Annotated in this window: 20 protein-coding genes; 12 read left to right on the top strand and 8 right to left on the bottom strand. The window is 71.3% G+C overall.

Going from position 1 to position 24770, the window contains the following annotated elements; translation table 11 throughout:
- Window positions 1–37: 37 nt before the first annotated feature.
- The 3 genes from ACYVAG_RS12800 to ACYVAG_RS12790 all read left to right on the top strand — a co-directional run bounded on the left by ACYVAG_RS12800 (window position 38) and on the right by ACYVAG_RS12790 (window position 6421).
- Complete coding sequence (locus tag ACYVAG_RS12800) at window positions 38–1147, top strand: class I SAM-dependent RNA methyltransferase (RefSeq protein WP_460770287.1); 1110 nt, start codon at window positions 38–40, stop codon at window positions 1145–1147.
- 45 nt (window positions 1148–1192) lie between these two features.
- Window positions 1193–3415 carry a 6-phosphofructokinase gene (locus ACYVAG_RS12795; protein ID WP_460770216.1) on the top strand — a complete coding sequence of 741 codons (2223 nt, stop codon included), beginning with the start codon at window positions 1193–1195 and terminating at the stop codon, window positions 3413–3415.
- Between the two features lie 147 nt (window positions 3416–3562).
- Window positions 3563–6421, top strand: a complete 2859-nt coding sequence (locus tag ACYVAG_RS12790) for an aconitate hydratase (protein WP_460770214.1) — start codon at window positions 3563–3565, stop codon at window positions 6419–6421.
- A gap of 257 nt (window positions 6422–6678) precedes the next feature.
- Here ACYVAG_RS12790 and ACYVAG_RS12785 read toward each other — a convergent pair whose 3' ends face one another.
- Window positions 6679–7515: a lysostaphin resistance A-like protein gene (locus tag ACYVAG_RS12785; protein ID WP_460770212.1), complete on the bottom strand. Its 837-nt coding sequence runs from the start codon at window positions 7513–7515 to the stop codon at window positions 6679–6681.
- A 90-nt stretch (window positions 7516–7605) separates the two neighbouring features.
- Complete coding sequence (locus tag ACYVAG_RS12780) at window positions 7606–8016, bottom strand: HIT family protein (RefSeq protein ID WP_460770210.1); 411 nt, start codon at window positions 8014–8016, stop codon at window positions 7606–7608.
- A gap of 105 nt (window positions 8017–8121) precedes the next feature.
- On the opposite strand from ACYVAG_RS12780, the gene ACYVAG_RS12775 reads away from it, so the two are divergent.
- From ACYVAG_RS12775 to ACYVAG_RS12760, 4 genes are all read left to right on the top strand, one after another.
- A complete protein-coding gene (locus ACYVAG_RS12775; RefSeq protein WP_460770208.1) occupies window positions 8122–9588 on the top strand; it encodes an amino acid permease in 1467 nt (488 codons plus the stop codon).
- A 147-nt stretch (window positions 9589–9735) separates the two neighbouring features.
- Complete coding sequence (locus tag ACYVAG_RS12770) at window positions 9736–10137, top strand: hypothetical protein (RefSeq protein ID WP_460770206.1); 402 nt, start codon at window positions 9736–9738, stop codon at window positions 10135–10137.
- 102 nt (window positions 10138–10239) lie between these two features.
- The gene (gene dxs / locus ACYVAG_RS12765; RefSeq protein ID WP_460770204.1) at window positions 10240–12138 is read left to right on the top strand and encodes a 1-deoxy-D-xylulose-5-phosphate synthase; all 1899 of its coding nucleotides are present in this window, start codon (window positions 10240–10242) and stop codon (window positions 12136–12138) included.
- Between the two features lie 168 nt (window positions 12139–12306).
- On the top strand, window positions 12307–12816 hold the full coding sequence (locus tag ACYVAG_RS12760) for a hypothetical protein (RefSeq protein WP_460770202.1): 510 nt from the start codon (window positions 12307–12309) through the stop codon (window positions 12814–12816).
- A gap of 270 nt (window positions 12817–13086) precedes the next feature.
- Here the strand turns inward: ACYVAG_RS12760 and ACYVAG_RS12755 are convergent, their stop codons facing one another.
- The 4 genes from ACYVAG_RS12755 to ACYVAG_RS12740 form a co-directional block, all read right to left on the bottom strand.
- Window positions 13087–15231, bottom strand: coding sequence for a 3-hydroxyacyl-CoA dehydrogenase NAD-binding domain-containing protein (locus ACYVAG_RS12755; protein ID WP_460770200.1), 2145 nt, complete (start codon window positions 15229–15231; stop codon window positions 13087–13089).
- Window positions 15228–16430, bottom strand: coding sequence for a thiolase family protein (locus tag ACYVAG_RS12750; RefSeq protein ID WP_460770198.1), 1203 nt, complete (start codon window positions 16428–16430; stop codon window positions 15228–15230). The genes ACYVAG_RS12755 and ACYVAG_RS12750 overlap by 4 nt, the downstream gene beginning before the upstream one ends.
- Window positions 16431–16570: 140 nt before the next feature.
- On the bottom strand, window positions 16571–17842 hold the full coding sequence (locus ACYVAG_RS12745; protein ID WP_460770196.1) for an HRDC domain-containing protein: 1272 nt from the start codon (window positions 17840–17842) through the stop codon (window positions 16571–16573).
- Window positions 17839–18435 (bottom strand): DUF3000 domain-containing protein, encoded by a 597-nt coding sequence (locus tag ACYVAG_RS12740; protein ID WP_460770194.1) that lies wholly within the window; start codon window positions 18433–18435, stop codon window positions 17839–17841. Before ACYVAG_RS12740 ends, ACYVAG_RS12745 begins: the two co-directional genes overlap by 4 nt.
- A 130-nt stretch (window positions 18436–18565) precedes the next feature.
- On the opposite strand from ACYVAG_RS12740, the gene hemE reads away from it, so the two are divergent.
- Entirely contained in the window at window positions 18566–19657 is a 1092-nt protein-coding gene (gene hemE, locus ACYVAG_RS12735) for a uroporphyrinogen decarboxylase (protein ID WP_460770192.1), read from the top strand.
- Window positions 19654–20343 carry a hydrogen peroxide-dependent heme synthase gene (gene hemQ / locus ACYVAG_RS12730; protein WP_460770190.1) on the top strand — a complete coding sequence of 230 codons (690 nt, stop codon included), beginning with the start codon at window positions 19654–19656 and terminating at the stop codon, window positions 20341–20343. Before hemE ends, hemQ begins: the two co-directional genes overlap by 4 nt.
- Here hemQ and msrB read toward each other — a convergent pair whose 3' ends face one another.
- The gene (msrB, locus tag ACYVAG_RS12725) at window positions 20344–20772 is read right to left on the bottom strand and encodes a peptide-methionine (R)-S-oxide reductase MsrB (protein ID WP_460770188.1); all 429 of its coding nucleotides are present in this window, start codon (window positions 20770–20772) and stop codon (window positions 20344–20346) included. It abuts the gene before it with no gap.
- Window positions 20773–20829: 57 nt separating this feature from the next.
- Between msrB and ACYVAG_RS12720 the strand changes: the two genes are divergently transcribed.
- From ACYVAG_RS12720 to ACYVAG_RS12710, 3 genes are read left to right on the top strand one after another with little or no spacing between them, the layout of a single operon-like run.
- Window positions 20830–21888: a DNA polymerase domain-containing protein gene (locus ACYVAG_RS12720; RefSeq protein ID WP_460770186.1), complete on the top strand. Its 1059-nt coding sequence runs from the start codon at window positions 20830–20832 to the stop codon at window positions 21886–21888.
- A gap of 31 nt (window positions 21889–21919) precedes the next feature.
- The gene (locus ACYVAG_RS12715) at window positions 21920–22801 is read left to right on the top strand and encodes a PPK2 family polyphosphate kinase (protein WP_460770184.1); all 882 of its coding nucleotides are present in this window, start codon (window positions 21920–21922) and stop codon (window positions 22799–22801) included.
- A 33-nt stretch (window positions 22802–22834) separates the two neighbouring features.
- Window positions 22835–23698 (top strand): type IV toxin-antitoxin system AbiEi family antitoxin domain-containing protein, encoded by an 864-nt coding sequence (locus ACYVAG_RS12710; RefSeq protein ID WP_460770182.1) that lies wholly within the window; start codon window positions 22835–22837, stop codon window positions 23696–23698.
- Window positions 23699–23728: 30 nt separating this feature from the next.
- On the opposite strand, the gene ACYVAG_RS12705 is transcribed toward ACYVAG_RS12710, so the two are convergent.
- Window positions 23729–24532, bottom strand: coding sequence for a sirohydrochlorin chelatase (locus tag ACYVAG_RS12705; protein WP_460770180.1), 804 nt, complete (start codon window positions 24530–24532; stop codon window positions 23729–23731).
- Window positions 24533–24770: the final 238 nt, after the last annotated feature.

Raw genomic sequence — 24770 nt, 5'->3', positions numbered from 1 at the left:
GGACGGCCAGGTCCTCGGCCCGGTCACCGTCGGTCCCGTGGCCCACGGCGGCAACTGCGTCGCGCGTCTCGACGGGCGCGTCCTGTTCGTCCGCCACGCGCTGCCGGGCGAGGTCGTCCGCGTACGGGTCACCGACGACACCCACGAGCGGTTCTGGCGGGCCGACGCGGTCGAGGTGGTCGAGGCGTCGCCGGATCGCGTGACCGCGCCCTGCCCGGTCGCCCGCCCCGGCGGGTGCGGGGGCTGCGACCTCCAGCACGTCGCGCCGGCCGGCCAGCTGGAGTGGAAGCGCGCCGTCGTCGCCGAGCAGCTCGAGCGCCTCGCCGGGCTCACCTGGGACGGCGAGGTCGAGGCGGTGGCGCCGCTGCTGGGGTGGCGTACGCGGATGCGCTACACGGCCACCGGCGACCCGGACCACGGTGCCGGGCTGGGCCTGCGGGCCCACCGGTCCCACACGGTCGTCCCCCTGCCCGACCAGGGCTGTGCCATCGCCTCCGTCGCCGCGGCGGCGCCCCAGGGCGTGGGCGCCGGCGAGCCCGTCACCGTCGTCGACGCGGCGTCCGGGGCCCTGACGCTGGCCGGCGACGACGACGCCCCCATCACCGAGCGGGCCGCCGGCCGGGCGTACGGGGTGGACGCCCAGGGCTTCTGGCAGATCCACCCGCAGGCGGCCGACACGCTCGTCGACGCCGTCCTGGCCGGGCTCGACCCCCGGGCGGGGGAGCGCGCGTTCGACCTCTATTGCGGCGTCGGGCTGTTCGCCGGCGCGCTCGCCGACCGCGGCGTACGCGTGTGGGGCGTGGAGGCCTCGCGCGGGGCCATCGCCCACGCGCGCCGCAACGTGACCGATGCCCGGTTCACCGTCGGCCGGGTCGAGCGGGCCCTCGCGACGCTGCCGAAGCGCACCGAACTCGTCGTGCTCGACCCGCCGCGCACCGGCGCTGGGAAGGCCGTCATGCGCGCGGTCGCCGGCCGCCGACCGCGCGCGATCGCGTACGTGGCCTGCGATCCCGCGGCCCTCGCCCGCGACCTCGGCACCGCCCGGGACCTGGGCCTGGAGGTGGTGTCCCTGCGCGCCTTCGACCTCTTCCCGCAGACCCATCACGTGGAGTGCGTCGCGATCCTCACCCCGGCGTCGACGGCCTGACGGCGCGCGGCAGGATGGGGCGTACGCACCCCCGGGAGGCCGCAGATGACCCAGACCACCACCCCCGATCGCCCCGTCCGGCTGGCCGTCCTCACCTCCGGCGGCGATGCGCAGGGCATGAACGCCGCCGTACGCGGGGTCGTCCGCACCGGCCTGACGCTGGGGGCCGAGGTCTTCTGCGTCTATGAGGGCTATCAGGGCATGGTCGACGGCGGCGACGGCATCCGCCGCGCGTCGTGGGACGACGTCGGGTCGATTCTGCACCGCGGCGGCACCGTGATCGGGACGTTCCGCAGCAAGGACTTCCGCGAGCTCGCCGGTCGCCGCCGGGCGGCCCTGCACCTGCTCGAGCACGGCATCGACCGACTCGTCGTCATCGGCGGCGACGGCTCCCTGTCGGGGCTCGACGAGTTCCGGCGGGAGTGGCCGGACCACGTCGCGGCCCTGGTCGCGGCGGGCGAGCTGGACCCGGCGGTCGCCGAGCGCCATCCGGCGCTGATGATCGCCGGCATCGTCGGCTCGATCGACAACGACCTCGTCGGCACCGACACGACCATCGGGGCCGACTCGGCCCTGCATCGCATCGTCGACGCCATCGACGCGATCGCGTCCACCGCGGCCTCCCACCAGCGCTCGTTCGTGGTCGAGGTGATGGGGCGCCACTGCGGCTACCTGGCGCTGATGGCGGCGATCGCGGGGGTCGCGGACTACGTCCTGATCCCCGAGCACCCGCCGGCCGACGGCTGGGAGGAGAGGATGTGTGCCGAACTGCGCCGCGGGCGCTCGGCAGGCCGGCGCGACTCGATCGTCATCGTGGCCGAGGGCGCCCAGGACCGCGCCGGCGTACGCATCACGGCCGACCACGTGCGCGGGGTGATCGAGGAGACGCTGGGTGAGGACACCCGCGTCACCATCCTGGGCCACGTGCAGCGCGGCGGCGCCCCCTCGGCGTTCGACCGGTGGATGTCCACGTGGCTCGGCCACGCCGCGGCCCACGAGGTCATCGAGGCGACGCCCGCGTCGGTGCCGCACGTCATCGGCGACCGGTTCAACCGCATCGCCCGCGTACCGCTGGTGGACGCCGTGGGGCGCACGCGCGAGGTGCCGCGGCTGATCGCGGCGGGGGACCACGACGCGGCCGTGGCGCTGCGCGGCGGGGCGTTCACCGAGATGTTGCGCATCTTCACCGACATGTCCGAGCCGCCGGCGGTCGAGGCCGGGCCCGGGGCCAGGCGCATCGCCGTCGTCCACGCCGGCGGACTCGCGCCCGGCATGAACGCGGCGGCCTTCGCGGCCGTCCGGCTCGGCATCGAGCGCGGCCACCGCATGCTCGGCGTACGCGGGGGCTTCCCGGGGTTGCGGGACGGCGACCTCACCGAGCTGACGTGGGGCGATGTCGAGGGCTGGGCGCCGCTGGGCGGGGCCGAGCTCGGCACGCGACGGGCCGTGCCGGCCGTCGAGGAGCTGTACGCCATCGGCCGCACGCTCGAGGACCAGCGCATCGACGCCCTGCTCGTGGTGGGCGGCTGGAACGCCTACCTGGCGGCGAAGCTGCTGCACGACGAGCGGAGCCGTTATCCGGGGTTCGCAATCCCCATCGCCTGCGTGCCGGCGTCGATCGACAACAACCTGCCGGGGTCGGAGAGCTCGATCGGCGCCGACACCGCGTTGAACGAGATCGTCGAGGCGATCGACCGCATCAAGCAGTCGGCCTCGGCGTCGAAGCGCTGCTTCGTTGTCGAGACCATGGGGCGCCACTGCGGCTACCTGGCGCTGATGGGCGGGCTGGCCGGGGGAGCGGAGCGGGTCTACCTCCACGAGGAGGGCGTGACGCTCGACGACCTGGTCGAGGACTGCCGGCGGCTCAACGACGGGTTCCGGGCGGGGCGGCGGCTCCACCTCGCCGTGCGCAACGAGGAGGCGAACCCGCTCTACACCACCGACTTCATGGCGCGGCTGTTCGAGGAGGAGGGCGGCGACCTGTTCGACGTCCGCCAGGCCGTGCTGGGCCACCTCCAGCAGGGCGGCAACCCCACCCCGGCCGACCGCATCCTCGCGACCCGGCTCGTGGCCCACGCGCTCGACCGCCTGACGGTCGAACTGGACCGGCCGGGCCCGCAGTCCTTCCGCGTCGGGCTCGTCGAGGGGCGGGTGGCCACCGAGACGCTGGAGCGCCTCTTCGACGACGCCGACACCGAGTTCCGGCGCCCGCGCGACCAGTGGTGGCTCGGCCTGCGTGAGGTCCAGCGGGCGATGTCCGACGGCTGAAGGCCGGGTTAGGCAATCCTCACTGACCCCTCGCGTTTCCCGCAGAGCAGACTGGTCGCGTACACGACGTGATATCTTGACGTCAAGAGACTTGCGCGGTGGCGACGCCTCCGCGGCAACGAAGGAACGAGTCCGGGAGTTGAACGCATGAGTGTCAACAGTTTTGGAGCCAAGGCCAATCTCGACGTGGCCGGCAAGACCTACGAGATCTTCAGGCTCGACGCGGTGGAGGGTTCTGAGTCCCTGCCGTTCAGCCTGAAGGTGCTGCTGGAGAACCTCCTGCGCACCGAGGACGGCGCGAACATCACCGCCGACCACATCCGCTCGCTGGCCCAGTGGGACGAGTCGGCCGAGCCGACCGACGAGATCCAGTTCACGCCGGCGCGCGTGATCATGCAGGACTTCACCGGCGTGCCGTGTGTCGTCGACCTCGCCACGATGCGCGAGGCGATCGAGGACCTCGGCGGCGACGCCACCAAGGTGAACCCGCTGTCGCCCGCCGAGATGGTCATCGACCACTCGGTCATCGCCGACCTGTTCGGCACGCCCGACGCGTTCCGCCGGAACACCGAGATCGAGTACGGCCGCAACAAGGAGCGCTACCAGTTCCTGCGATGGGGCCAGACGGCGTTCGACGACTTCAAGGTCGTCCCGCCCGGCACCGGCATCGTCCACCAGGTCAACATCGAGAACCTCGCCCGCGTGATCTTCCCGCGCGAGGTCGACGGCGTGCTCCAGGCCTACCCCGACACGTGCGTCGGCACCGACTCCCACACAACGATGGTCAACGGCCTCGGCGTCGTCGGCTGGGGCGTGGGCGGCATCGAGGCCGAGGCCGCGATGCTGGGCCAGCCCGTGTCGATGCTCATCCCGCGCGTCGTCGGGTTCAAGCTGTCCGGCTCGCTCCGCGAGGGCGTCACCGCGACCGACCTCGTGCTCACGATCACCGACATGCTGCGCAAGCACAAGGTCGTCGGCAAGTTCGTCGAGTTCTACGGCCCGGGCGTCTCGACGGTCCCCCTGGCCAACCGCGCGACCATCGGCAACATGTCGCCCGAATACGGCTCGACCATCGCCGTCTTCCCGATCGATGACAAGACCACCGACTACCTGCGCCTCACGGGTCGCTCCGAGGAGCAGATCGCGCTGGTGGAGGCGTACGCGAAGGCCCAGGGCCTGTGGCACGACGACGACCGCGAGCCGCGCTATTCCGAGAAGCTCGAGCTCGACCTGGCCGACGTGAAGCCGTCGATCGCCGGCCCGAAGCGCCCGCAGGACCGCATCCTGCTGGAGAAGTCGAAGTCGCAGTTCCGCTCCGACGTGAAGAACTACGCGCTCGACTCCGAGGACGAGACCGGCCACGACAAGACCGTCGCCGACTCGTTCCCGGCCTCCGACGCACCCGGCTCGGAGCCCGGCACCAACGAGGACCCGAAGCCGAGCTTGGTCACCGGCCTGGTCGAGAAGGCCAAGGGGGCCGCGGCCGACGTCGTCGGCGCCGCCCGCAAGCTCGTGCCCGGCCGCCCGTCGAACCCCGTGCCGGTCACCCTGTCGAGTGGTGACTCGTTCGACCTCGACCACGGCGCCGTCGTCGTCGCGGCCATCACGTCGTGCACCAACACCTCGAACCCGTCGGTCATGATCGCGGCCGGCCTGGTCGCCAAGAAGGCCGTCGAGCGCGGCCTGACCCGCAAGCCGTGGGTCAAGACCACGCTGGCGCCGGGGTCCAAGGTCGTCACCGACTACTACGACCGCTCGGGCCTCACGCCCTACCTCGACAAGATCGGCTTCAACCTCGTCGGCTACGGCTGCACCACGTGCATCGGCAACACCGGCCCGCTGATCCCCGAGGTCTCGAAGGCGATCAACGACCACGACCTCGCGGCGACCGCCGTGCTGTCCGGCAACCGCAACTTCGAGGGCCGCATCTCGCCCGACGTGAAGATGAACTACCTGGCCTCGCCGCCGCTGGTGGTCGTGTACGCACTGGCCGGCACCATGGACATCGACCTCGCCAAGGAGCCGATCGGCACCGACGAGGCCGGCAACGACGTCTTCATGGCCGACCTGTGGCCGTCGGCCGACGAGGTGCAGGCCGTGATCGACGAGTCGATCAACGCCGACATGTTCGCCTCTCGCTACGCCGACGTGTTCGCCGGTGACGAGCAGTGGCAGAACCTGCCGACGCCCGAGGGCAAGACGTTCGCGTGGGACGAGGAGTCGACCTACGTGCGCAAGCCCCCGTACTTCGACGGCATGCCGGCCGAGCCGACGCCCGTGGAGGACATCACCGGCGCCCGCGTGCTGCTCAAGCTCGGCGACTCGGTCACCACCGACCACATCTCGCCGGCCGGCAACATCAAGGCCGGTACGCCGGCGGCGCAATACCTCAACGAGCACGGTGTCGAGGCCAAGGACTTCAACAGCTACGGCTCGCGCCGCGGCAACCACGAGGTCATGATGCGCGGCACGTTCGCCAACATCCGCCTCCGCAACCAGATCGCGGCCGGCACCGAGGGCGGCTACACCCGCGACTTCACCCAGCCCGACGGCCCGGTGACGTTCGTGTACGACGCGTCTGTGAACTACCAGGCCGCCGGCACGCCGCTGGTGGTCCTGGGCGGCAAGGAGTACGGGTCGGGCTCGTCGCGCGACTGGGCGGCCAAGGGCTCGGCGCTGCTCGGCATCAAGGCGGTCATCGTCGAGAGCTACGAGCGCATCCACCGCTCCAACCTCATCGGCATGGGCGTCCTCCCGCTGCAGTTCCCCGAGGGCGAGTCGGCCGACTCGCTGGGCCTGACCGGCGAGGAGACCTTCGACATCGCCGGCATCACCGAGCTCAACGAGGGGCGTACGCCGAAGACCATGAAGGTCACGGCCACCGCGTCCGACGGCAAGGTCACCGAGTTCGACGCGGTCGTCCGCATCGACACCCCCGGTGAGCGCGACTACTACCGCAACGGCGGCATCATGCAGTACGTCCTGCGCAACATCGCGAAGGGCTGACCAGCCCGTACGCAGGAACCGGCCCGTCCCCGACAGGGGGCGGGCCGGTTCGCGTCATCGACGTTGGCTGAGCGAGTCCTCTCAACGTTGGCTGAGCGAGCGCCAGCGAGTCGAAGCCACGCCTTTCAACGTTGGCTGAGCGAGCGCCAGCGAGTCGAAGCCACGCCTTTCAACGTTGGCTGAGCGAGCGCCAGCGAGTCGAAGCCACGCCTTTCAACGTTGGCTGAGCGAGCGCCAGCGAGTCGAAGCCACGCCTCTCAACGTTGGCTGAGCGAGCGCCAGCGAGTCGAAGCCACCACCACTGCCACCCCCGCGTACAGCGCCCACTCCAGCGCCGCGAACGCCCAGAACGGGACGCTGTCGGCGGGCTGGGCGACGACCAGCGAGCCCGCGCGGAAGGGGAGTGCGTGGCCGACGACGGCGGGCCACACGCTTCCGAACCTGAAGGCGAGCGAGCTCAGCGCCAAGGACCAGAACGCGATGCCGATTCCGGCGGCGACCGCCTCGTGCGCCGGCAGGTCGCCGCGGGCCACGAACATGGCGAGTTGCGGGACGTGCCACAGCGACCAGAGGGCGGCGACGACGAGGGCGACTGGCCAGAAGCGCGCACCCTCCCCGAGCAGGCGCGGCAGGAACCCGCGCCAGGCGACCTCCTCGCCGAGTGTGCTGAGCGAGCCGATGAGGACATAGACCGGCAGCAGAGCGAGCGCGCCGCCGACGATCGACCACGGCTTGAGCTGCACCCAGCCCAACGCCTGGCCGACGAGCACCGGCGCGAAGGCGACGGCGAGGAGTGCGGCGAGGGTGGCCACGACGCCGAGGGCCAGCGGCCGCCAGCCGCCCGGGCGCAGCCCCCACCAGTGCACGAGGCGGCGGAGCGAGCCGGGCCCCAGGAGGGCGATGGCGATGAGGCTCGCCACGGCGGGGATCCAGCGGCCGACGAGGGTGAGCCACTCGGGGTAGGCGCGGGACGAGTCGGCGAAGGGCAGCGTGACGGCGAGCATGCCGGCGTACGCGAGGGCGTAGAACAGGGCGACGTGACGCAGGGTGCGGTTCGGCGCGGTGACCGCGGCCGGGGCGAGGGTGGTGGTCATGGGCCTGAACCTAGGGTGCGGGCGAGGCGGCAGGGAGGGCTTTCGGGGGCCGTCCGGGGTCGGGCGGGGGTCGGACCCGAGGGGGGCGGCTCAGGGGGCGAGGCGCTCCCGGATCAGGGCCGCGTACGCCGCCATCTCGCCGTCGGCGTACTTCCGACGCGGCCAGAAGAACCCCTTCAGGCCGTCGCCCTTCGTGCGCGGGACCACGTGGCAGTGGAGGTGGGGGACCGACTGGGACACGCGGTTGTTCATCGCGACGAAGGTGCCGGTGCAGGCGAGCGCGTCGACGACGGCGGCGGAGACGCACTGGACGGTCTCGAAGAATTCGCCGACCGCCTCGGTCGGGAGTGTCATCAGGTCGTCGGTGTGGGGGAGCGGGCACACCAGCACGTGGCCCTTGAAGACCGGGCGGTGGTCGAGGAAGGCGATGACCGCGTCGGTGCGGAGGACGACCTCGGCGTCGAGCTCCCCGGCGGCGATGGCGCAGACGACGTCGGACATGGGCGCCAGCGTACGCGGGGTCGGTCAACGCCTGTGAGAAACGTCACCGCGGTGCTGGACGAGATCGGGGCGCGGCCGCGGGCCGCGATCTCTAGCGTGGAGGGAATGAGCACCGCTGACACCCGCGCCGGCACGTCCGCCGGCGAGAAGGACTTCCCCGACCCCGACCACGACGGCCTGCAGCGCGGCCTGACCTCGGCCCAGATCTCGATGATCGGCCTGTCCGGAGCCCTCGGCACCGGCCTTTTCCTCGGGTCCGGGTCCATGATCAAGGTGACCGGGCCCGGCATCATCGCGTCGTACGCGCTGTGTGGCCTGCTGGCCCTGGTGATCGTCTACGCCCTCGCCGAGATGACGGTCAAGCACCCGGTCGCGGGCGGCTTCGGGGCGTCGGCCCACGCGTACCTCGGTCCGCTGGGGGGCTGGCTTGCCCGCTGGAACGTGGCCGTGACGATGTGTATCGCCGTGGGGGCGGAGGTGACGGCGTCGGCGACCTACCTGACGTATTGGTGGCCGCAGATCAATCTCGGTGTGGCGACGGTGGCGTTCTCGCTGATGCTCATCGCGATCAACGTGCTGGCGGTGAAGTTCTATGGGGCCTCGGAATATTGGTTCTCGATCATCAAGGTCGCGATGGTCGTGGTGTTCATCGCACTCGGTCTGGTGCTGATCTTCTTCGGCCTGCCGGGGCGACCGGCAGCGGGTGTCGGGAACCTGACGGAGCACGGCGGGTTCGCGCCGCACGGCTGGGGCGCGATCCTCATCGGCGCGGTGATGGCGATCTTCTCGTTCGGCGGTGCGGAGAACGTGTCGCTCACCGCCGCCGAGTCTTCGGACCCGTCGCGCGACATCCCGCGCGCGGCGAAGGCGATGATCGTGCGGCTCGTGCTCTTCTATGTCGGCGCGATCGCGATCGTCGTGACACTGGAGCCGTGGACGGTGTCGGCGTCGGGCGACGGGTCGGTGCTGAGCTCTCCGTTCGTGCGGGTGCTCGGCGCGGCCGGCATTCCCGCGGCCGCCGGCATCATGAACTTCATCCTGATCACCGCGGCGATGTCGTCGGGCAACGGCTGCCTGTACGCCTCCACCCGCATGCTCCACTCGCTGGCCCGCGACGGCATGGCTCCGGCGCCGGTCGGCCGGACGACGGCCTCGGGCGCCCCGCGCAACGCGGTGTTCCTGGCGACCGTCGGCATGGTGCTGGCGTCGGTGCTGTCGATCGTGAGCCCGGAGAACGCGTTCCAGCTGCTGTTCGGCGTGCTGGTGTTCGGGCTGTGGCTGACGTGGCTGCTGATCATGGTCACGTTCGTGGCCTACAAGGTGAAGCGCGCGCGGCTGGGCCTGCCGGACTCGACGATGACGCTGCCCCTGCCCAGGGTGACGGCGACGGTCGCGCTGGTCGCCCTCGTGGCGATCGGCATCAGCCTGGTCTTCATCGACGACCTGCGCATCGCGTGGGTGGCGGGCCTGCCCTACCTGGTGGTGCTGGGGGTCGCGTACGCGGTCACGGCGAAGGTGCGCGGCGGCTTCCGGCGCGACGGGGTGCTGGCCGAGGAACTGGAGCGGCGCTGAGGCCATACGTTCTCCGAGCGAGCGGAGCGAGTCGAGGAGCTGCCCCGCGTACGTTCTCCGAGCGAGCGGAGCGAGTCGAGGAGTTGCCCCTTGTCTTTGTCGGACCCCTCCCGTAGTCTCGAACGCGTGTTCGAATGAGGAGGCGTCATGACACAGCAGGCGGTGCGCGAACGGGTCGAGAGCGCGATCTATGTCCCCCCGGGCTGGCCCGAGGCCGTACGCCCGCCGGGTGCCCCTGACTGGGAGGCCACGGCGACGGCGTGGCTGTTCGACCAGTGTCCGGCTGACTTCCGGGCGTACGCGGTGCTGCGCCACCACCCGGTGGTGTTGGCGGGTTTCGCGGCGCGCTTCGTCGAGAGCCAGCTCGAGGCGACGCGCTCGGGGCTCGCGGGCGTCAGGGCCAGTCTCGGCGACCACGTGGCGCCCCAGGTGATCGACTCGGCGGCCGAGGCGTGGCAGCGTGAGTCGGCCCATCTGGTGCGGGTGCGCCGCGGGGTGGCGCTGGTCGAGGAAGCCCTGCGCGGCAAGGTGTTCATCCGGCGGCTGTGAGGCGCGTGGGGCCCCTCGTGGGAGTCGGGTCCGACGCGACGCGTCGATTTCTCGACCCCGGGCTGACCTCCGGACAGGGGTCCACCCCCTAAACTGGCCGTTATGCCCTTGTTGGACAGGATCGGTCAGCCGAAGGACCTGCGCGCACTCGACCGCGCTCAGCTCGACGAGCTCGCGGCCGAGATCCGCGCGTTCCTGATCACCAACGTGAGCCGCACCGGCGGCCATTTGGGGCCCAACCTCGGCGTGGTCGAGTTGACCATGGCGATCCATCGCGTCTTCGACTCGCCGAACGATCCGATCATCTTCGACACGGGCCACCAGTCCTATGTCCACAAGATGTTGACCGGGCGCTGCGACCAGTTCCCGACGCTGCGCCAGAAGGGCGGCCTGTCGGGCTATCCGAGCCGCGCCGAGTCGGACCACGACTGGGTCGAGTCGTCCCACGCGTCGGCCTCGCTGTCGTGGGCCGAGGGGCTCGCCAAGGGCCTCCACCTCCAGGGCGCCGACCGCACCGTGGTCGCCGTGATCGGCGACGGCGCGATGACGGGCGGCATGGCGTGGGAGGCCGTCAACAACATCGCGGTCCAGAAGGACCTGCCGCTGGTCATCGTCGCGAACGACAACGGGCGGTCCTACACCCCGACGGTGGGCGGCCTGGCCGACCAGCTGACGACGCTGCGTACGGACCGGCGCTATGAGCAGGCGCTCGACATCCTGCGCCGCTCGGTGACCGGCACTCCGCTGGTGGGGCGCGCCGCGTACGAGTGGATGCACGGGCTCAAGATCGGGCTGAAGGACGTGCTGGCGCCGCAGGGGCTGTTCGCCGACCTCGGCATGAAATATGTCGGGCCCATCGACGGCCACGACGTCGGCGCCCTCGAGCGCGCCCTCAAGCAGGCCAAGGGGTTCGGCGGCCCGGTGATCGTGCACGTCCTCACCGACAAGGGCCGCGGCTTCAAGGCGGCGGAGAACCACGAGGAGGACCGCTTCCACTCGGTCGGCAAGATCGACGAGATCACCGGCGAGCCGCTGTCGAGCTCGGTGGCGCGTACGTCGACCGACGTGTTCTCCGAGCACATGGTCGAGGTCGGGCGCCGGCGCGACGACGTCGTGGCCATCACGGCCGCGATGTTGCACCCGACGGGGCTCCACCGCTTCGCGGCGGCGTTCCCCGACCGCACGTTCGACGTCGGCATCGCCGAGCAGCACGCCGCCACGTCGGCGGCGGGGCTGGCGGCGTCGGGCCTCCACCCCGTGGTGGCGGTCTATTCGACGTTCCTCAACCGGGCCTTCGACCAGGTGCTGATGGACTGCGCGCTTCACCGCGCGGGCGTGACGTTCGCGCTCGACCGCTCCGGCATCACCGGCGCCGACGGCGCCAGCCACAACGGCATGTGGGACCTCACGATCCTCGGCGCGGTGCCCGGCGTACACGTGGCGGCGCCGCGCGACGAGACGCGGCTGAAGGAGGCGCTCGACCGGGCCGTCGAGATCGACGACGCGGTGTCGGTCGTGCGCTACGGCAAGGACCTGAAGCCCGACATCGAGCCGGTCGACCGGCGCGACGGGCTCGACGTGATGCGGGCCGACGACGGCGCGCGGGTGCTCGTGGTGGCGTACGGGCCGATGGTCGAGGTGGCCATGGATGTCGCGGAACGCCTTGCCCAGCAGGGAATCGGCGTCACCGTGGTCGATCCGGTGTGGGCACTGCCGGTGAATCCGGCGCTGGCCGGGCTCGCCGTCGACCACGACCTGGTGCTGACGGTGGAGGACTCGGGCGTGGCCGGTGGGCTGGGCGCGCGTGTGTCGCAGGAGCTGCGGGCGCGGGGCGTGTTCACGCCGCTGCACGAGTTCGGCATCCCTCAGCGCTTCCTCGAGCAGGGGTCGCGCGGTGAGCTGCTGGAGGAGCTGGGTCTGACGCCGCAGCACATCGCGCGCTATGCGACCGAGGCGGTCGTGCGGGACACGGAGTCGTCGGAGTCCCAGAACGCGTATTAGCGACCCTTGATCACACTCAGCACACCGTGCACGGTGTGCTGAGTGCGAATAGCGGTCGCTAATACACACGGGGGGCTGGGGGGTGCGGGTCGCGTGATCCACCCCTACGGCATAGTGGTGCCTCCGATCACAGTGAAGCGGCTTGCGCCGCGGGATGGGAGTCCAACCATGACCGAGATGAACCAGCCCCCGACCATGAACACCGGTGAGCCGCAGGGGATGCCGAACCTGCCGACCGGCGGCACCGCACCCCAGCAGAACCCCACGACCGGCACTCCTGGCGCGGCCCTGACCGATGACGAGAAGCAGCGCGTACGCTCCGCCGCGATGATGGCCGGCGCGCTCGTGTCGGGCGCCGAGCCCGGCTTCTTCGACGCGTTCAAGGAGTCGATGGCGGCGGGCAAGGCGCTGCAGTCGGCCAGCCCCGAGATCCAGGACATCATGAAGGTCGGCGGCCTGCCGACGATGCCGAAGGTCGAGGACAAGTCCCAGATGGAGACGGCCGTGCTGTCGGAGCTCACGGGCGCCAAGCAGCTGCTGGCCGCGAAGTCGCCGGCCACCGCGGAGGCCTTCAAGGCGTTCGTGCTCCAGTCGTGCCGCGATGTCGCCGATGCCGCCAAGGGCGTCTCGGGCGCCGAGCAAGGCGTCATCGCGAAGGTGGAGCAGGCCCTGGCCTGATCGTCACCCGCACCAACGGCCGAGGGCCGCGTACGCAGACCTGCGTACGCGGCCCTCGGCCGTTGGTGGCGGGCTCCGCCCGGGAACCCAACCGGGCTCCGCCCGGGAACCCAACCAGGCTCCGCCCGGGAACCCAACTCGTGCACACACGTGCACGAGTTGGGTCTTTTGCCCGGCGTGTCGACCCAACTCGTGCAGCGGTGTGCACAAGTTGCGCGAGCCCGGAGGGCGAGAACGCCCCCACGGAGGCGCGCCGAGCCTCCCCGCCGCTCAGCCCGGCAGGCTCGCCGCACCCTTCGGCAGGAAGCGCTGCCCGTTGACGGCCTCGGACGTGCCGCGGCGGTCGAGGTACGGCGTGATGCCGCCGTCGTGGAACGGCCAGCCCGCGCCGAGGATCATGCACAGGTCGATGTCCATCGGCGCCGCCACGACGCCCTCGGCCAGCATCAGCCCGATCTCGTGCGCCAGTGCCTTCTCGGCCCGCTCGAGCACCTCTTCGGCCGTCGACGGGCTGTCGCCCTGCACCAGAGCCGCGCGCGCCGCGTCCGAGATGAACGGGCGCCCCGACTCGTCACGGTCATAGACGCCGGGCAGGCCCGCCTCCACGATCGCCTTCAGCGACGCCGACACCGGGAACCGCTCGTCGCCGAACGCCCCGTTCAGCGTTTCCGCCACGTGCAGCGCCACCGCCGGACCCACCAGTTGCAGCAGCGCGAACGTCGACATCGGCAGCCCCATCGGGCGCAGCGCTCCGTCGGCCAGCTCGAGCGGCGTGCCCTCGTCGACCGTACGCATGACCTCGCCCATCAGGCGCGTCAGCACGCGGTTCACCACGAATGCCGGCGCGTCCTTCACGAGCACCGCGTTCTTCTTCAGGCCCTTCGCGACCACGAACGCCGACGCGAGCGTCGCGTCATCGGTCTGCTCGCCGCGAACGATCTCCAGCAGCGGCATGGCCGCGACCGGGTTGAAGAAGTGGAAGCCCACGACGCGCTCGGGGTGGGACAGCCCGGACGCCATCTCGCTCACCGACAGCGACGACGTGTTGGTCGCGAGGATGCAGTCGGGCCGCACGTGGGCCTCGAGCGCCCCGAACACCTTCTGCTTGACCCCCATCTCCTCGAACACGGCCTCGATCACGAAGTCGCAGTCGCCGAAGTCGGCCTGGTCGGTCGTGACCGACACCATCGCACGCAGGCCGTTGGCCTTGTCGGGCGAGATGCGCTTCTTGGCCAACAGCCTGTCGATCTCGCCCCGCACGTACGCCAACCCGCGGTCCGCGCGCTCCTGGTCGAGGTCACTCATCACGACAGGCACGCCCAGGCGGCGGATGAACAGCAGCGCCAGCTGGGAGGCCATGAGACCGGCGCCGACGACGCCGACCTTGGTCACCTTGCGCGCGAGCTCCTTGTCGGGCGCCCCCGCCGGCTTCTTGGCGCGGCGGTTGACCAGGTCGAACGCATACAGCGACGCCCGGTGCTCCTCGGTCATCACGAGGTCGGCGAGGCCCTCGTCCTCGTTGCGGTACGCCTCGGCGCGGCCCAGCGTACGGGCCGCGGCGATGCAGTCCAGCGCGCGATAGGCCGCAGGAGCGGTGCCGGCGACCTTGGCGTCAGCGATCTTCCTGCCTGCCTTGATCGCCGCGTCCCAGTTGGCCTCGTCGCGCGGCACGTCGGGCCGCTCGACCGTGATCTCACCCGTCACGACGCCCGCCATCCAGTCGATCGAGCGGGCGAGGTAGTCGGCGCCGTCGAACATCGCGTCGGCGAAACCCGCCTCGTACGCCTGCGCGCCGGTCAGCATCCTGTTGTTGCCCAGCGCATTGCCGATGATGACCTCGACGGCCTTCTCCGGGCCGACGAGGTTCGGCAGCAGGTAGGTGCCGCCCCAGCCCGGCAGGATGCCGAGAAAGACCTCGGGGAAGGCGATCGCCGGGGCCGACGCGTTGATCGTGCGGTAGTGGCAGTTCAGCACGACCTCGAACCCGCCGCCGAGAGCCAGCCCGTTGACGAACGCGAACGTGGGGATCGTCGACTCGGCGAGCTTGAAGAACGTGCCGTGGCCGAGCTGGGCGATGCGTACGGCCTCGTCGCGGCTGGCGATCTTCCCGGCCTGCGACAGGTCGGCGCCCGCCGCGGTGATGAACGGCTTGCCCGTGATGGCGATGGCCGCGATGTCGTCGCGGGCCAGGGCCTGGTCCAGCGTACGGCTGAGCTCGCGCAGCGAGCCGGGACCGAACGTGTTCGGCCGGGTGTGGTCCAGCCCGTTGTCGAGCGTGATCAGCACGGCCGTCCCGGCGCCGCGGGGGAGCTGGACGTCACGGCCGATCGCGCGGGTGATGACCTCGTGGTCGGCCGACGCGGCCGCGGCCTCGTCGAGCAGCGCGTCGAGGTCGGGATACAGATCGGCGCTCATCGCGCGACCTCCTTCGCGAAGTGGGGGTTCTCCCAGATGACCGTGCCGCCCATGCCGAGCCCGATGCACATCGTCGTGATGCCGTAGCGCACCTCCGGCCGCTCGCGGAACTGGCGCGCCAGGTGGATCATCAGGCGTACGCCGGAGCTCGCCAGCGGGTGCCCGAGCGCGATGGCCCCGCCATAGGGGTTGACCCGCGGGTCGGTCTGGTCGATGCCGAAGTGGTCGAGGAACGCGAGCACCTGCACGGCGAACGCCTCGTTGATCTCGAACGCGCCGATGTCGTCGATGGTCAGCCCGGCGCGCTCGAGGGCCTTCTCGGTGGCGGGCACCGGGCCCACGCCCATCACCGCGGGGTCGACGCCGGCGAAGGCGAAGCCCACGAGCTTCATGGCGACCGGGAGCCCCAGCTCCTCGGCGGCCTCGCCCGAGGCGAGGATGCAGGCGGTGGCGCCGTCGTTGAGGCCCGCGGCGTTGCCGGGGGAGACGTTGCCGTGCGGGCGGAACGGGGTCTTCAGATCGGCGAGCGCCTCGACGGTCGTGCCGGGGCGCGGCGGCTCGTCGGCCGTCGCGAGGCCCCAGCCGAGCTCGACGGAGCGTACGCCGACCGGCACGAGGGACTCCTGGATGACGCCGTCGGCGTACGCCTGCTGGACGCGGTCCTGGCTGAGCACCGCGAACTCGTCGCAGCGGCGCTTGGTGATGGCGGGAAAGCGGTCGTGGAGGTTCTCGGCCGTCTTTCCCATCACCAGCGCCGACTCGTCGACGATCTTCTCGGCGACGAAGCGCGGGTTGGGGTCGGCGCCCTCGCCCATGGGGTGGTGGCCCATGTGCTCGACGCCGCCGGCGATGACGACGTCATAGGCGCCGACGCCGATGCCGGAGGCCGTCGTGGTGACGGCGGTCATCGCGCCGGCGCACATGCGGTCGATCGCGAAGCCGGGCACCGACTTCGGCAGGCCCGACAGCATGGCAGCGGTGCGGCCGATGGTCAGGCCCTGGTCACCGGTCTGCGTGGTCGCGGCGATGGCGACCTCGTCGATGCGGTCGGCGGGCAGCTCGGGGTGGCGTCGCATCAGCTCGCGGATGCAGTGCACCACCAGGTCGTCGGCGCGGGTCTCGGCATACAGCGAGCCGGACTTGCCGAAAGGGGTTCGTACGCCGTCGACGAAGACGACGTCGTGGATTTCACGTGGCATACGGTGATGTTACTCACAGGTAGCATCGCGGGGGAAGGAACGGCGCGGGAAATCTCAGGTACGTTGCCTGGGCGAGGCCGCCTGCGGCCGAGTCGAAGGAGGCTTCGACTCGCTGGCGCTCGCTCAGCCAACGTGGGCGGTCAGTCTTCCAACGCCGCCGTCAACGGACCCACCACGATGCCTCGCTGCCAGTCCCGCGCCTCGTGGGCGATCAGGAACGCGTCCACCGCGGCCTCGTCGGCCCGCGCCGGTGGTTTCCAGGCCAGCCGGCGCCAGGTGTCGGGCGTCAACAGGTTCTCCGCGGGCAGGTCGTGCTCGGTCGCGAGCTCGTTGATCGTCTCCCGCAGCCGCAGGAAGCGCCCGTGGGCGACCGGGTCCTTGTTCTCCCACGTGCGGGGCGGGGGCGGGCCGTCGGGCGCGAGGTGCACCGGCGGCAGCTCCTTCTTGGTCAGCGCCTGCGCGCGCTCGATTGCCGCGATCCAGTTGGCCTCGTAGCGCTTCGCCGCGCGACGCTGGAACCCCGCGTGGGCGCGTACGCTCCCGCGGCCGGGCTCCTTCGCCCCCGCGACCTCGGAGATCGCCTTGTCCTGCAGGATCTTGCCGGGGGAGCGGTCGAGGCGGCGGGCGATCTCGTCGCGGGTGTGCCAGAGCTCTCGGGCCACGGCCATGCCGGCCGGGGTGCGTACGCCGTGGATTCCCGACAGTCGGCGCCACGGGTCGACGCGCTCGACGGTTGGACGGGTCGACTTCTCCACCAGGTGGGCGAACTCCTCGCGCGCCCAGCCGTCCTTGCCGGCGCGCTCGAGGTCGGCCTCGATGAGGTTCCGCAACTCGATGAGCAGTTCCACGTCGAGGGCCGCGTACGCCAGCCACGAGTCGGGCAGGGGGCGCGTCGACCAGTCGGCCGCCGAATGTTCCTTGAGCAGCCGCAGGCCGAAGTAGTGCTCGATCAGGGCGCCCAGGCCCACGCGCGGCAGGCCCAGCAGGCGGCCGGCGAGCTCGGTGTCGAAGATGGTGGTGGGGACCATGCGCACCTGGACGAGGCACGGCGTGTCCTGGGTGGCGGCATGGATGATCCATTCGGCGTCGGCGATGGCCTCCCCAAGCGCCGACAGGTCCGCCTCGGAAGGCGCGTCACGGAACGCGACGGGGTCGACCAGATGGGTGCCGGATCCCTCGCGCCGCAGCTGCAGCAGATAGGCCCGGGTCGAATAGCGGAACCCGTGGGCGCGCTCGGCGTCGACGGCGACCGGTCCGGTGCCGCTGCGCAGGGATTCGATCGTCGCCGCGAGCGCCTCGGGCGTGTCGACCACGGGCGGGACCCCGTCGGCGGGGGCGGCGAGGACGGGAAGCTCGGCGGCTTCGGGAACCTCGACGGCGTCGGCGCCGGGGGACTCCTCCGCGTCGCTCACCGCGCGTTCCCGCGCCGCGACGGCATCATCACGACGCCGGCCGGCAGCGGGGGGAGGCCGGCGGTGGTGCAGAGCAGGTCGGCCCAGGCGGACAGGTGGGGCGCGAGGCCTGATCCGTCCTCGCCCAGCACCGGTGTCCACGACGCGCGGATCTCGACCTCGGCGCGCGGCAGCTCGTCCTCCATGCCGCCGAACGACTCGGAGTTCACCGACGTGACGGTGCCGCTCGGCAGGATGTGTTCGGCCCCGTGGGCCTCCAGGGCGTCGATCAGCCACGACCAGCCCACGCTCGCCAGCAGGGGGTCGGTGACCATCTCGGGCTCGACATCGGCCTTCGCATACGTCACGCAGCGGAACGTCCCCTGCCACGACTCGTTGCCGCGGGGGTCGTGCAACAGCACCAGACGGCCGTTGCCGACCTCGACGTCGGCGCTGAACACGTCGGCGGTCATCGCCGCCGCGTACGGGGCGATGCGCTGGGGTGCCGGCATCTCCTCGACCGAGATCTCGGGTCGCCAGGCATGGTCGGCGATGTCGGCCACGACCCGGCTGAAGGGGCGGGGGACCATCACGGAATCACTGGTTGCGGCCACCCGTCGAGAGTAGGCACAAGTGTCCGCTCGGCCGGGCAGGCGCGCCGGGCGGGTCGGGTGCGCGCACGGTGTACGCGACGTCACGTCGTCGCGGGACCGGTGGGCGCGGCGCGCGTGGCAGGATGGCGCGGTGACCTCTTCCTCGCCCACGTCCGCGCTGCTGGCCGCGGCCACCCGCCAGCAGGACGACGACCGCGTCCCCGTGTGGTTCATGCGCCAGGCCGGCCGCTCGCTGCCCGAATACCGCGAGGTGCGCGAGGGCACGACGATGCTCGACGCCTGCGCGACGCCGGACCTGGTGCGCGAGATCACGATGCAGCCCGTACGCCGGCACGGCGTCGACGCGGCGATCTTCTATTCCGACATCGTCGTCCCGCTGAAGGCTGCGGGCGTCGACCTGGAGATCGTGCCCGGCCGCGGTCCCGTGATCGCGAACCCCATCGCCTCCCGCGCGGACGTCGACGCGCTGCCGCCGCTCGCGGTCGACCAGCTCGGCTTCGTCACCGAGGCCGCGGCGATGGTCGTCGAGGAGCTCGGCGGCGCCGAGGCCGAGACGCCCCTGATCGGCTTCGCCGGCGCGCCGTTCACCCTGGCGAGCTATCTGGTCGAGGGCGGCCCCAGCAAGGACTATGCACGCACGAAGGCCCTCATGGTCGGCGACCCCGACACCTGGCACGCGCTCTGCACGCGGCTGGCCGACATGTCGGCCACCTTCCTCGAGGCCCAGGTCGCGGGCGGCGCACGCGCCGTCCAGCTGTTCGACTCCTGGGCCGGCGCGCTGTCGGCCGACGACTACCGGGCGTACGCGATGCCGCACGCCTCGAGCGTGCTCCACCGCATCGGCGAGCGCGGCGTCCCGCGCATCCACTTCGGCGTCGGCACCGGCGAGCTGCTCCACCTCATGGGCCAGGCGGGCGCCGACGTCGTGGGCGTCGACTGGCGCATCCCGCTCGACGACGCCAACCGGCGGCTCGACGGGGCGTACGCACTCCAGGGCAACCTCGACCCCGCACTCCTGGGGGCCCCCTGGGAGGTCATCGCCGACCGCGTACGCGCGGTCATCACCGCCGGCGCCGCCGCGCCGGGCCACATCTTCAACCTCGGCCACGGCGTACCGCCGACGGCCGACCCGACGGTGCTCACCCGCGTGGTCGAGCTCGTCCACGCCGAAGGACCGCAGCTGCGCCGCGCGGCGCGCGAGAACACGAAGGAGAACCAGTGAGCAGGGCTGCCGAGATCAAGGCGATCAACGAGCAACAGCGCTACACGATGTGGTCGGTCTTCCGGCGCACCGACATCGTGGACGCCGCACTGGCCGACGAGGCGCTGGCGGCGCTCGAGAAGGCCGGCGAGGGGCTCGACCTGGTGATCCGCGGCTGGTATGACGTCGCGGGCCTGCGCGCCGACGCCGACCTCATGGTGTGGTGGCACGCGCCCGACTACGAGACGCTGCAGAAGGCCTACCACGTGCTGCGCGCCAGCGGCCTCGGCGGCGCGCTCGAGCCGGTCTGGTCGCAGCTCGCGGTCCACCGCCCGGCGGAGTTCAACAAGTCGCACGTGCCGGCGTTCATGGCCGACGAGACGGTGCGCGACCACCTGTGCGTCTATCCGTTCGTGCGGTCCTACGAGTGGTATCTCCTGCCCGAGGCCGAGCGCCGCGCCCTGTTGGTCGAGCACGGCCAGATGGGCCGCGACTATCCCGACGTGCGCGCGAACACCATGCAGTCGTTCGCGCTGGGCGACTTTGAGTGGATCCTCGCGTTCGAGGCCGACGAGATGGGCCGCATCGTCGACCTGATGCGCATCCTGCGGGCCTCGGGCGCCCGTCGCCACGTGCGCGTCGAGGTCCCGTTCTACAGCGGACGGCGCCGCGAGCTACGCGAGATCGTGGAGTCCTGGCGGGGCTGATCAGCCCTTCGCCGGCTCCAGCCGCATCGCGATCGAGTTGATGCAGTAGCGCAGGTCGGTCGGCGTCTCGTAGCCCTCGCCCTCGAACACGTGGCCGAGGTGGGAGCCGCACGTGCCGCAGCGCACCTCGACGCGCGGGCGCCCCGGGAGCGAATCGTCCTGGATGTAGCGCACGCGGTCGTCGGCGAGCGGCGAGAAGAACGACGGCCAGCCGCAGTGGGACTCGAACTTGGTCTCGCTGCGGAACAGCTCGGCGTCGCACGCCTTGCAGTGATAGACGCCCTCGGTGGTCGTGTCGGTGTATTCGCCGATGCCGGGCGCCTCGGTGCCGGCCTCGCGCAGCACGTGGTATTCGAGGTCGTCGAGCTGGGCGCGCCACTCGTCCTCGGTCTTCAGCACGGTCGGGCGGAAGGTCTCCTCGCTGGTCATGGGTCGATTCTAGTGAGCGGGCCCTAGGCTGCCGTGCAGCGGACGAAGGGAGAGACGATGCCCGCCAAAGCCGTCGAGATCGAGGTGGGGGAGCGCAGCGTACACGTCTCCTCGCCCGACAAGGTCTATTTCCCCGAGCTCGGGCTGACGAAGCTCGACGTGGTGAACTACTGCCTCGCCGTCGGCGACGGCCTGCTCGCTGCGCTGTTCCAGCGGCCCACCACGATGGAGCGCTGGCCCGGCGGCGTACGCCCCGGCATGAAACTGGTGACCCGCATGGGTGACGGCGGCGACGCGTTCTACCAGAAGCGCGTGCCGAAGGGCGCACCCGAGTGGGTCGAGACGGGCACGATCGCGTTCCCCTCGGGGCGGACCGCCGAGGAGGTGTGTCCGACCGAGCCCGCGACCCTGGCGTGGATGGCCAATCTCGGCACGCTGCGGTTCCACCCGTGGCCCGTCCGCATGGCCGACACCGAGCGGGTCGACGAGCTCCGCATCGACCTCGACCCCCAGCCCGGCACCGATTTCGGCGACGCCGTGGAGGCGGCGTACGCGCTGCGCGAGGTGCTGGCGGATGCGGGCCTCGAGGGGCTGCCCAAGACCAGCGGCGGCCGCGGCGTGCACGTCTTCGTGCCGGTCGAGGGCTGCTCGTTCATCGATGCGCGCCACGCGGTCATCGCCCTCGGCCGCGAGCTGGGGCGTCGCCTTCCGGAGAAGGTCACGACCCACTGGTGGAAGGAGGAGCGGGGAGCCCGCATCTTCGTCGACTTCAACCAGATGGCGCGCGACCGGACGATCGCGTCGGCGTACTCCATCAGGCCCGTGCCCGAGGCGCGCGTCTCCGCTCCGTTGACCTGGGACGAGCTGGGCGACGTGACGCCCGACGACTTCACCGTCGTGACGATGCCCGCTCGGTTCGCCGAGCGCGGCGACGTGTGGGCACCCCTGTACGCGGCCACGCCCGGCACCATCGCCACGGCGCTGGAGTGGTACGCCCGGGACGACGCGGCGGGGGAGGGCGAGATGCCCTACCCGCCGGAATATCCGAAGATGCCCGGCGAGCCCAGTCGGGTGCAGCCGAGCAGGGCGAAGAAGGGCGCGGCCGACCCCGAGTGAGCGCGCGGGAGGGCTCCGGCACACTGTCCCAATGGCGAAGAAGAACACGGCGAAGAAGACCGACGACGACCTGGACCTGCGTACGCTGCTGCGCGTCCCGCAGGGGAGCATCGACATGGGCGCCCTCGATCCGGACGCCACGCCGGGCTATCCGGGCAAGGGCAAGGACGACGCCGAGGACCAGACCGCGGCGATGGGACCGGAGCTGTCCGACCTCCAGGAACGCCTGTACGCCAACGGCCGCATCGAGGGCGATCCCGACCCCCGGGTGCTGCTGATCCTGCAGGGGCTCGACACCTCCGGCAAGGGCGGCGTGATCCGTCACTCGGTCGGCCTGGTCGATCCTCAGGGCATCCAACTCAAGGCGTTCAAGGCACCCACGGCCGAGGAGCGCAAGCACGACTTCCTGTGGCGCATCCGCAAGGAGCTCCCGGGGCCCGGCATGATCGGCATCTTCGACCGCTCCCACTACGAGGACGTGCTCGTGGTGCGCGTCGACTCGCTGGTGGCCGAGGACGAGTGGCGCAAGCGCTATGACCTCATCAACGAGTTCGAGGCCGAGGTCGTGGCGTCCGGCACGCGGGTCATCAAGTGCTTCCTCAACGTCGGCCACGACGAGCAGAAGGCGCGTCTGATGGAGCGCCTGGAGAACCCCGAGAAGCATTGGAAGTACAACCCGGGCGACGTCGACTCGCGGTCGAAGTGGCCGGCGTATATGGAGGCGTACGCAGAGTTGCTCGAGCGGTGCAACCCCGATGCTGCGCCGTGGTTCCACGTGCCGGCGAACCGCAAGTGGTATCGCGACTGGGCCGTCACCCGCCTGCTGCTGGAGACGCTGCGCGAGGTCGACCCGCAGTGGCCGGGGGCGACGTTCGACGTGGAGGAGGAGAAGCAGCGGGTGGAGGCGAGCTGATATGTCTGCACCGTGCCGTGAGTACGCGGCACGGTGCAGGCAGGTCCGGAGGACACCCGGCACTCCATCGCCCGGCTCCTCCGTCATGGATGGAGCCGGCTCGCCCCGGAGTTGCTCTTCACCCACCCCGGCGAGCCGAGCCTCCGGGCGTGGGCGTACGCCGGCACGCTCCGCGGCGGCGACCGGTCGGCGGTGGGGTTCGAGGGAGCCGCGTACCTGTTGGGCTGGGTGACGCAACCACCGCGCATGGTGGAGGTCTGGGTCCCGCGAGGCGCCCAGCCACGGCCGTTCGGCCGTGTGCGCTACCTCAGCGACACGCTGGGGCGGCGTCCGACGCAGCGCCCGGGCTGCACCGACCCTGTGACGACGGCCCTGGACCTGTGCGCGGGGTCAGATGTCGACGGGATGGTGGGGTGGCTCGCGAAGGCGAGTCGCGGGGGCGCCCGGTCGGCTGCGCTGCGCCGAGCCCTGGAGCGCCGTGCGAGGCAGCCGCGTCGGGGCCTGCTGGCGGAGATGCTCGCCGAGGTCGAGGCCGGGACCGAGAGTCCGCTTGAGCGGCGGTTCCTCCGCGACGTCCTGAGGGCCCACGGGCTCCCGGCGACACTGCGCCAGGTGCCACTGGCGGGCGGCCGCGCCGATCTGGTCGATGACGCCCACGCCGTGGTCTATGAGCTCGACGGGAGGTTGGGTCATGCGGGTGAGGGCGCCTTCCGGGATGCGCGCCGCGACAACCGCAATGCCGAGGACGGGAAGCTCACGCTCCGCTATGGCTGGCGGGACACGGCCGGGCACGCCTGCGACACAGCGGCCCAGGCTGCGCGAGTTCTGAGGGCCCGTGGGTGGACTGGGCAGCCCAGAGCGTGCTCTGGCCGCAGATATGTGTGCACCGTGCCGTGAGTACGCGGCACGGTGCAGACATCTGATGCGTCAGGCGCCCACCACGTGCAGGTGGCGCCGGGCCGGCGTCTCCTCGGTGGCCTCGGCGAAGCCGAAGTCGAGCAGGTCCATCGACGCGACCGCATAGCGGCCCCACGCGAGGTCCATGATCTCGTCCTCGGCGCCCAGCGGGTCGGAAACCGCGACTGCGCCGGCGCGCAGGGCGGCGGCGCGCTGCAACGACCACGCCTCGCCCGGCGTGAGCAGGAACGAGCCGACCGCGATGTGGCGGCGCCCCTGCGAGCGCAACGAGGCGATCGCCTGCACCGTCGAGGGGCCCGAGCCGTTGGCGGACGCCACGACCACGGGGAGCTTGTGGTGCAACGACCACTGGCGGGCGCGGCGGGCCAGCAGCGCCTGGCTGCGCTGGTCGTGGGTGCCCTCACACGTCAGCACCAGGCCGTCGAGTTCCGTGGCATTCGCCCGGCCGAGTGCCTCGCGCAGCCGCTGGTCGACGAGGTTCAGCAGGCCCGCCTCGGGACCCAGCGGGCGGGCGACGGTGAACGACATGTCGGGGTGGCTCGCGCGCACCTTCTCCACCATGGCGTCGATCGCGGGGGAGTCGGCGAACACCGACGACAGGTTCAGGGGCACGAACACGACCTCACGCGTCTGGGTCCGGGCGATGCGGGAGATCACCTGCGGTCCGCTCGGCGGGCAGTGGTCGAGGAAGGCGACGTGGACCGAAATCTCCGGGCGCATCGTCTGCATGCCCACACGCATCGTGTGGACGACCTCGCCGACCCTGGGGTCGGTGGAGCCGTTGGCGAGCAGGATGAGCGCGGGTGCGGTCATGGTCATGCCTTTCACGTGCTGGTGCGGGCAGCGTGCAGGCGGCGAACCGCAGGCGCGCTCCCGCTCGGGCGGGGTCGGCGTCGATGCCGGCTCGGGTCGGGCCGCAGGAGGCCGTCGCCACCGTCGGCGTTGGTCCTCGGGTGGTCCGATGTGCCTACTCAATCGCCCCATAGGCAAATGCGCCAACTCTCATTCCATGGAATGAGACGCGGTATCACAATGTGGACACCATGGGCGC

The sequence above is a fragment of the Mariniluteicoccus flavus genome, assembly GCF_054776655.1.
Note: the sequence above shows the minus strand (reverse complement) of the source record. Positions and strands in the feature narration are given on the sequence as shown.